Origin of the sequence: Archangium sp. (assembly GCF_036389735.1) — a bacterium.
Classification (GTDB): Bacteria; Myxococcota; Myxococcia; order Myxococcales; family Myxococcaceae; genus Archangium.
Genome location: NZ_DASVWK010000559.1, coordinates 1 through 7,942, shown reverse-complemented (window position 1 = coordinate 7,942; position 7,942 = coordinate 1). Strand labels below are relative to the sequence as shown.

8 protein-coding genes are annotated in these 7,942 nt (G+C 68.0%); all 8 read left to right on the top strand.

The window, feature by feature from the left end; genetic code table 11:
• A partial coding sequence (locus VF794_RS19715) for a hypothetical protein (protein ID WP_331112654.1) occupies positions 1-660 on the top strand: 660 nt, incomplete at its 5' end.
• 105 nt (positions 661-765) lie between these two features.
• On the top strand, positions 766-2,601 hold the full coding sequence (locus VF794_RS19710) for a glycoside hydrolase family 15 protein (RefSeq protein WP_331112652.1): 1,836 nt from the start codon (positions 766-768) through the stop codon (positions 2,599-2,601).
• 215 nt (positions 2,602-2,816) lie between these two features.
• Positions 2,817-3,857, top strand: a complete 1,041-nt coding sequence (locus VF794_RS19705; RefSeq protein WP_331112650.1) for an ATP-binding protein — start codon at positions 2,817-2,819, stop codon at positions 3,855-3,857.
• A gap of 34 nt (positions 3,858-3,891) precedes the next feature.
• Positions 3,892-5,349 carry an ATPase domain-containing protein gene (locus VF794_RS19700; protein WP_331112649.1) on the top strand — a complete coding sequence of 486 codons (1,458 nt, stop codon included), beginning with the start codon at positions 3,892-3,894 and terminating at the stop codon, positions 5,347-5,349.
• 2 nt (positions 5,350-5,351) lie between these two features.
• Positions 5,352-5,714, top strand: a complete 363-nt coding sequence (locus tag VF794_RS19695; protein ID WP_331112647.1) for a response regulator — start codon at positions 5,352-5,354, stop codon at positions 5,712-5,714.
• Between the two features lie 100 nt (positions 5,715-5,814).
• On the top strand, positions 5,815-6,051 hold the full coding sequence (locus VF794_RS19690) for a microviridin/marinostatin family tricyclic proteinase inhibitor (protein ID WP_331112645.1): 237 nt from the start codon (positions 5,815-5,817) through the stop codon (positions 6,049-6,051).
• Positions 6,052-6,077: 26 nt separating this feature from the next.
• The gene (locus VF794_RS19685; RefSeq protein ID WP_331112643.1) at positions 6,078-7,115 is read left to right on the top strand and encodes an MvdC/MvdD family ATP grasp protein; all 1,038 of its coding nucleotides are present in this window, start codon (positions 6,078-6,080) and stop codon (positions 7,113-7,115) included.
• Positions 7,097-7,942: MvdC/MvdD family ATP grasp protein (locus VF794_RS19680; RefSeq protein WP_331112641.1), on the top strand; the 846-nt coding region annotated here is incomplete at its 3' end. The genes VF794_RS19685 and VF794_RS19680, both read left to right, overlap by 19 nt.

Genomic DNA, 7,942 nt, shown 5'->3' with positions numbered 1-7,942 from the left:
TGGTTCATCCCCAAGGGCTACGACGGCTCGGGCCGCAAGCAGTTCATGTACGTCAAGAACAACTCCGGTGCCGACTACGAGTCCATGACCGCGGACGGCTCGTGGATCCGGCTGTGGAAGGACACCTCGTGGGCCTACCTGTCCGGCGGGCAGTACTGCGACGAGCAGTGCGGCTCGACGGGTGTGCCCACCGACTGCCGGCACCAGTGGAACAACGACCCTACCCCGCAGGGCTACGCCTACCAGGCGCCCAAGGACACCGGGGACTGGGGCGGCGCGAAGCTCATGCCTCGCTACATCGACACGGCGATCACCACGACCGTCAACGTCAACCTCTACATCGATGCGCAGCGGGAGACCGGCGGTGGCGCCTGCGGTGACTGCCAGTCCTGGCACGAGGGTTCTGGCGGCCAGACGTACCAGATCCAGTTCCTCGCCAACAAGACGAACCCGGCCACCGGGTTCAACTACACCAACGTCATCAAGAAGACCATCACCGGCGGCATCGGCGCGGGCGAGGTCTACTACTACGGCTTGAACAGGGGTTGGATTGGCTACGAGGTGCCCAGCGCCGGGTACAGCGACTGGGTCACCAGCACCGGCGCGGATGTCGCCAGCCCGAACAACTGCGCCAACGGGACTGTCGGCAGCATCTGCTGAGGTCCTCTCGAGCTGAGAGGCTTCAGCGACTCGAAGGATGACACCGGGGGACGCACCGTCGAGAGCGGGCGTCCCCCGAGTTCTTTTCGACAGGAGGGAGAGCCTATGGGGCGGCCAGCGTCCATCGAGGACCACGGGGTCATTGGGGATCTGCGCACGGTGGCGCTGGTGGCCACGGACGGCACGCTGGACTGGCTGTGCTTCCCCCACTTCGACAGCCCGAGCGTCTTCGCGGCGCTGTTGGACCCGGAGAAGGGGGGCCACTTCCGCATCGCCCCCGACCTCGACGGGTCGGCCGTGGTGCACAAGCAGTTCTACTGGCCGGACACCAACGTGCTGGTGACGCGCTTCTACTCGCCGGACGGGGTGGGGGAGCTGGTGGACTTCATGCCCCTGGGCAAGGAGCACCGCATGCGCGAGGTGGTGCGGCGCATGCGCGTGGTGCGCGGGCAGATGACCTTCCACCTGGAGTGCCTGCCCGCCTTCAACTACGCGAGGGATCCGCACACGGTGCGGCTGCTCCACGGCGGGGCGAGCTTCCTCTCCGAGACGCTGAACCTGACGTTGGCCACGTCGGTGAAGCTGGACACGGACGGCCAGCGGGTCACCGGGAGCTTCACGCTGCACGAGGGCCAGTCGGCGGTGTTCAGCCTGCGCGAGGGCGCACCGGACTCATGTCATGACACGGTGCTGGGGCACGAGTCCTCCGAGGCGCTGTTCCGCTCCACGGTGGACTACTGGCGGCACTGGCTGGCGAAGTGCACCTACACGGGACGGTGGCGCGAGACGGTGCAGCGCTCGGCGCTGGTGCTCAAGCTGATGACGTTCGAGCCCTCGGGGGCCATCGTGGCGGCGCCCACGTGCAGCCTGCCCGAGTCCCCGGGAGGGGTGCGCAACTGGGACTACCGCTACGTGTGGATCCGCGACGCGGCCTTCACGGTGTACGCGCTGCTGCGCATCGGCTTCAAGGAGGAGGCGGGGGCCTTCATGCGCTGGCTGGAGAAGCGCATCGCGGAGCTGCCCGAGGGCGAGCCGCTGCCCCTCATGTACTCGCTGGATGGCAGCGAGGTGCCCAGGGAGCAGGAGCTGTGGCACCTGGCGGGCTATGGGGGCGCCAGGCCCGTGCGCATCGGCAACGGGGCGGCGCACCAGCTCCAGCTCGACATCTACGGCGAGCTGATGGACTCGGTGTACCTGTACAACAAGCACGGGGCACCCATCTCCTATGACTTCTGGAGCCACCTGCGGCGGTTGGTGAACTGGGTGTGCGACCACTGGCGGGACAAGGACGAGAGCATCTGGGAGGTGCGAGGGGGCAAGCAGCACTTCGTGTACTCGAAGATGATGTGCTGGGTGGCGGTGGACCGCGCCATCCGGCTGGCGGACAAGCGCAGCTTCCCGGCGGACCGGGCGCGGTGGCTCCAGACGCGCGACACCATCTTCGAGGAGATCATGCAGAAGGGCTGGTGCGCGGAGCGGGGCTCCTTCATCCAGTCCTACGAGTCGATGGCGCTGGACGCGGCGAACCTGCTGATGCCGCTGGTGTTCTTCCTCTCGCCGGTGGACCCGCGGATGCTCTCGACGCTGGAGGCCCTGCGCCAGCCGCCGGCCAAGGGAGGCCTCACGTCGGACGGACTGGTGTTCCGCTACGACGTGGAGGCGACGGCGGACGGGGTGTCGGGCAAGGAGGGCACCTTCAACCTGTGCACCTTCTGGCTGGTGGAGGCGATGACGCGGGCGAGCGTGACGAAGCCAGAGCTGCTGGACGAGGCGCGGCTGATCTTCGAGCGGATGCTGGGCTTCGCCAGCCACGTGGGGCTGTACGCGGAGCAGACGAGTCCGGCGGGCGAGGCGCTGGGCAACTTCCCCCAGGCCCTCACGCACCTGTCCCTCATCAGCGCGGCGTACAACCTGGACAAGGCACTGGGCCACCGGGACTGAGCACTCCTCCCCTTCGTGTCGACCCGGAGAAGAAGGACGCGGGAGCGTCTGTACGTCGCGCGACATCTCGTGGGACCGACGTTGTGGGTCGGGGCGCACGTGGTATGGCAATCTTCGTGGAGAACCCAGCCCCAGCACCTTCGCCAGCTCCCGGTCCGCTCCAGCCGGAGGGCTCCGCTCGGCGGATGTCGCAGGCGGTGGATGCCCTCGAATCCATGAGCGACGCCTTTCTCGCCCTCGACGAGGACTGGCGCATCACGCTGGTGAACGCGAGCCAGGAGCGGATGTCCCACAAGCGTCGAGGCGAGACCCTGGGGCGCGTGTTCTGGGAGGTCTGGCCGGAGACGAAGGATCCGAGCACGAAGACCTGGACGGAGTACCACCGGTGCATGCAGGAGCGCGTGCCGGTGCGGTTCGTCGAGCACCATGCCTCCCTGGACGTCTGGACGGAGGTGCGGGCCTACCCCTGCCAGGTCGGGGGCATCTCCGTCTTCTTCCGGGACGTGAGCCAGCAGATGCGGACCGAGGCCGAACTCGTAGATGCACTGCGTCATGTGGAGACGACCCGCCGGAGCGCCGAGTTCGAGCAGCAGCTCATCGGCATCGTCAGCCATGACCTGCGCAACCCCCTCCAGGCCATCCGCCTCTCCGCGGCGCACGGCCTCAAGGGGGTGGGGCAGGAGACGCGGCAGCGCCGCTCCTTCGAGCGCATTCTCAGCTCCTCGGACCGGGCCCTGCGGATGATCAACGACCTGCTCGACTTCACCCGCGTCCGTCTGGCTGGCGGCATCGGGGTGGAGCGCGGCGAGCCCGTGGACCTCCACTCCCTCGTGACCCAGGTGGTGGACGAGGTGCTCTTCACACGGCCCGAGCGTCAGGTGGTGGTGGAGAGTGTCGGGGAGGTACAGGGCCGTTGGGACGCCGACCGCCTCGCACAGGTGGTGCAGAACCTCGTTGGCAATGCGTTGCAGCACACCACCGAGGACGTTCCCGTCCGGGTGCGCACGTGGGGCGAGGGCGAGGACGCCGTGCTCGAGGTGCACAACGGGGGGGCTCCAATTGCCGCGCAGGACATGCCCCGGCTGTTCGAGCCCTTTCAGCGAGGCAGTGGAGCGAGGCCGGATGGAGGCCGCAGCATGGGCCTCGGTCTTCACATCACCTACCACCTCGTCCAGGCGCACGGCGGCGGGATCCGCGTGCGGTCGAGCGCCGACGAGGGAACGACCTTCACCGTGAGGCTTCCACGAGATGGATAGAACCGAGCGATCCCAAGACAGGGTTCCCACGGGCGTGCCGGGCCTGGACGACGTCCTGCACGGCGGCTTCCTGCGTCAGGGCGTGTACATGCTTCAGGGTCGCCCGGGCGCGGGGAAGACCATCCTCGCCAACCAGATGTGCTTCCATCATGCCGCGCAAGGTGGCCGCGTCCTCTACACCACGCTGCTGGCGGAGACGCACGAGCGCCTGATCTTCAACCTCCAGCCGCTCAGCTTCTTCGACACGTCCCGCATCCCCGAGCAGATCTCCTACCTGAGCGCCTTCGGCACGCTGGAAGAGGGAGGCTTGAAGGGGCTGGTGGAGGTGCTCCGGCGCGAGGTGCGGGCGAGCAAGAGCACCCTGCTCGTGGTGGACGGCCTCGTGGCGGTGGAGGAGAGCGCCGCGACGAAGAGGGACTTCAAGAAGTTCATCCACGAGCTTCAAATCCACGTCAGCTTCCTGGGTTGCACCGTCCTGCTGCTCACCAGCGCGAGCGCGGAGCCGGTGGGGCCCGAGCACACCATGGTGGACGGCGTGCTCGAGCTCCACGACAACCGGATGGATCGGCGTGCGGAGCGTGAGCTGGAGGTGAAGAAGTTCCGGGGCAGCAGCTACCTGCGCGGCGGCCACGCCTTTCAGATCACCCGCGACGGCATCGTGGTGCTCCCGCGCCTCGAAGCGATGTTGCAGGAGCCCTCCCGTGAGGACCCCTGCAAGACGGACCGCGTCTCGACGGGAGTCCCCCAGTTGGACCGGATGCTCCACGGGGGCCTGCCCTGCGCCTCCACCGCCGTCCTCTTCGGCTCCACCGGGTCGGGCAAGACGACGCTCGGGCTGCACTTCCTCGATGAATCGAGCAAGTCCGAGCCGGGTCTCCTCTTCGGCTTCTACGAGACGCCGCCGCGCATCTTCCTCAAGGCCCGCGCGCTGGGGCTCGACCTGGAGAAGAAGCACCAGCAGGGCGTCTTCCACATGCTGTGGCACCCGCCCACCGAGCGCATCCTCGACGGGCTCGGCAACAAGCTCCTCACGGCGGTGCGCGAGCACGGCATCAAGCGACTCTTCATCGACGGGGTGGACGGCTTCCAGAGGGCGGCCGCCCATCCCGACCGCATCAGCCACTTCCTCGCCGCGCTCACCAACGAGCTGCGGGTGCTGGGTGTCACCACCATCTACACCAGCGAACTGCAGGACATGTTCACCTCCGACGTGAAGTTGCCAATCAGCGGCATCTCCAGCCTCGTCGAGAACATCCTCTTCCTGCGCTTCGTGGAGCTGCGCTCGCGGGTCTACCGGATGCTGTCGATCGTCAAGGTGCGCGACAGCGACTACGACTCCTCCCTCCAGGAGTACCGCATCACGTCCCGAGGCATCGAGCTCACCGACACCTTCGAGAGCGCCGAGTCCGTCCTGACGGGCGATGCGAAGCTGGCCAGCCCCCTCAAGCCCAAGCCCAAGCGCAAGGGCCTGCTCAGGAAGCGGAGCCGGTAGCCGTGAAGACCCTCCTGGTGGTGGACGACGAGGTCGGCATCACCGATGCGCTCCATGACCTTCTGAGTGAAGAGGGTTTCGCCGTCCTGACCGCTCGCAACGGGAAGGACGGTCTCAAGCGCATCGACGAGAAGCGGCCTGACCTCATCCTGCTCGACTACATGATGCCGGTGATGGATGGGCGCGAGCTGTTGCTGGCCCTCCAGGCCGACGCGGCCTACCGGGACATCCCGGTCATCATGATGAGTGCCATGCCCCGCTCCAGCATTCCCGCGGACTGCAAGCCCGCTGCCTTCCTGCGCAAGCCCTTCGAGATCGATCGGCTCCTCGCGGAAGTGAGCCGGCAGCTCACCGGGCGAGGTTGAAGACAGCCCCCCTGGCGGACCCGGTGAGAAGCGTCACATCCGCTCTTCACGGACTCGACCTCCATTGAGCCCTCGGGCTCACCCGACAAGGAGGTCGGACATGAAGAAGAACGAAAAGGACACCACAGCCCAGAAGGGAAGGAAGCCGTTCTTCGCGCGCTTGCTGGAGGCGCAGGAACTCGAGCACGTGGCGGGCGGCGTTCGCCCCTCCTCGCTCACCAGGAAGGCCCCTTCGGACCATGAAGAGGTCTCCACCACCGAGAAGTACCCCTCGGACAGTGACGAGGTCGCCACCACCCTGAAGTACCCCTCGGACAACGAGGACAGCTGCCGCTAGCTCTCCCCCAACCCCTCCGAGGACCCATGCTTCCCGCTCGCGACATCGTCCTGCTCCTCACCCACGGCGGCGACTACTACACGGTTGATCGGGTGGCGCGGGAGTTGTCGCGGCGGGGGGCGCATCCGTTGCGCCTCAACACGGAGGGCTTTCCGGCGCAGCTGGAGTTGACGACGGCGCTGGGGCGGATGGGCGAGGAGGTGGCGCTGCGCACGGCCGATGGCGAGCTGAGGGGAGAGGCGCTTCGCGCGGTGTGGGTGCGGCGCATGGTGCTGCCCCGGCTCGACGAGGCGCTGGAGCCCTCCTGGCGAGAGGGCTGCGTGCGTGAGTCGCTGGCGGCCTTCGAGGGCTTCCTGGAGGGACTGGAGGCGCGGGGCTGTCGCTTCATCAACCCGCTGGTGGCGGGGCAGGCCGCCAACAACAAGCCGCGCCAGCTCCGGCTGGCTCAAGCGCTGGGGCTGGAGGTGCCCCGCACCCTGGTGACCAATGACGCGGCCCGGGTCCGCTCCTTTTTCGAGCAGGTCGAGGGCCGGATGGTGGCCAAGATGCTGACGCCCTTGAGCCAGTCCATGGAGGGGGGCAACCCCTTCGTGTACACGAGCGCGATCGGCCGCGAGGACCTCGAGGCGCTCGAGGGGCTGCGCCACAGCCCCATGGTATTCCAGGAGCGCATCGACAAGCGGCGCGAGCTGCGCGTGGTCGTGGTGGGCGGGCGCTGCTTCACGGGAGCCATTGATGCCTCGCGCTCGGTGATGGGTCGGGTGGACTGGAGGCGGGCGGGGCCCCAGGAGTGCCGCTGGGAGCCTGGTGAGCTGCCCGCCGACGTGGCCGAGCGCCTGGCGCGCCTGGTCGCCGCGCTGGGGCTCGTGTACGGCGCGGTGGATCTCATCGTCACACCCGAGGGACGGCACGTCTTCCTAGAGGTCAACCCCGGGGGCGAGTGGGGGATGCTCGAGCACGAGCTCGGCCTGCCCATCGCCGCGGCCCTGGCCGAGGCGCTCCTCGACGAGGGCGCCGCCCCCCGACACCCTTCGCAGGAGAACGCATGGCCATCCTCATCGTGACCCACTCCACCGACAATGAGTCCCCCCGTGCCGTGGCCCGTGCCCTGGAGGCCCGGGGTGAGCGCGTCTATCGGTTCGACACGGACCTGTTCCCCACGGAGCTCCAGCTCTCGCTCGATGAAGGGGGCGGCGGGCGCATCTCCGGGAGGGCGGGGGTGCTCGACTTATCGGAGGTCTCCGCGGTCTGGTATCGCCGCAACGCGACGGGGCTGCGCATCCCGCCCGAGGTGGATCCCCAGCTTCGCCAACCCTCCATCGAGGAGAGCCGGCGCGTGGTGCTCGGGATGATGGCGGCGCTGGGCGTGTTCCAGATGGATGCCCTCGAGGTGGTGCGGCGCGCGGAGCAGAAGCCGCTTCAGCTCAAGCTGGCCCGCGCGTTGGGATTGGAGGTGCCACGCACCCTGATGACCAACGACCCGGAGGCGGTGCGCGCCTTCGCCCGGAGCTGTCCCGGGGGTGTGGTGACGAAGATGATGGCGTCGTTCGCCGTCTACGGTGAGCGGGGCGAGGAGCAGGTGGTGTTCACCACGCCATTGGATGGGAAGCAGTTGGAGCATCTGGAGGGATTGGACCTGTGTCCGATGACCTTCCAGGAGCGGGTGGTGAAGGCCCTGGAGCTGCGGGTGACGGTGGTGGGCGAGCGGGTGATGGCGGCGTCCATCGACTCGCAGGCGAAGCCGGGGGCGGAGGAGGACTGGCGCCGCGAGGGGGTGGCGCTCATCGACGCGTGGCGGCCCCATGCGCTGCCCGAGCTGGTGCGGATGCGCGTGCTGGCGCTGATGGGGGCGCTGGGGCTCAACTACGGCGCGTTGGACTTCATCGTCACC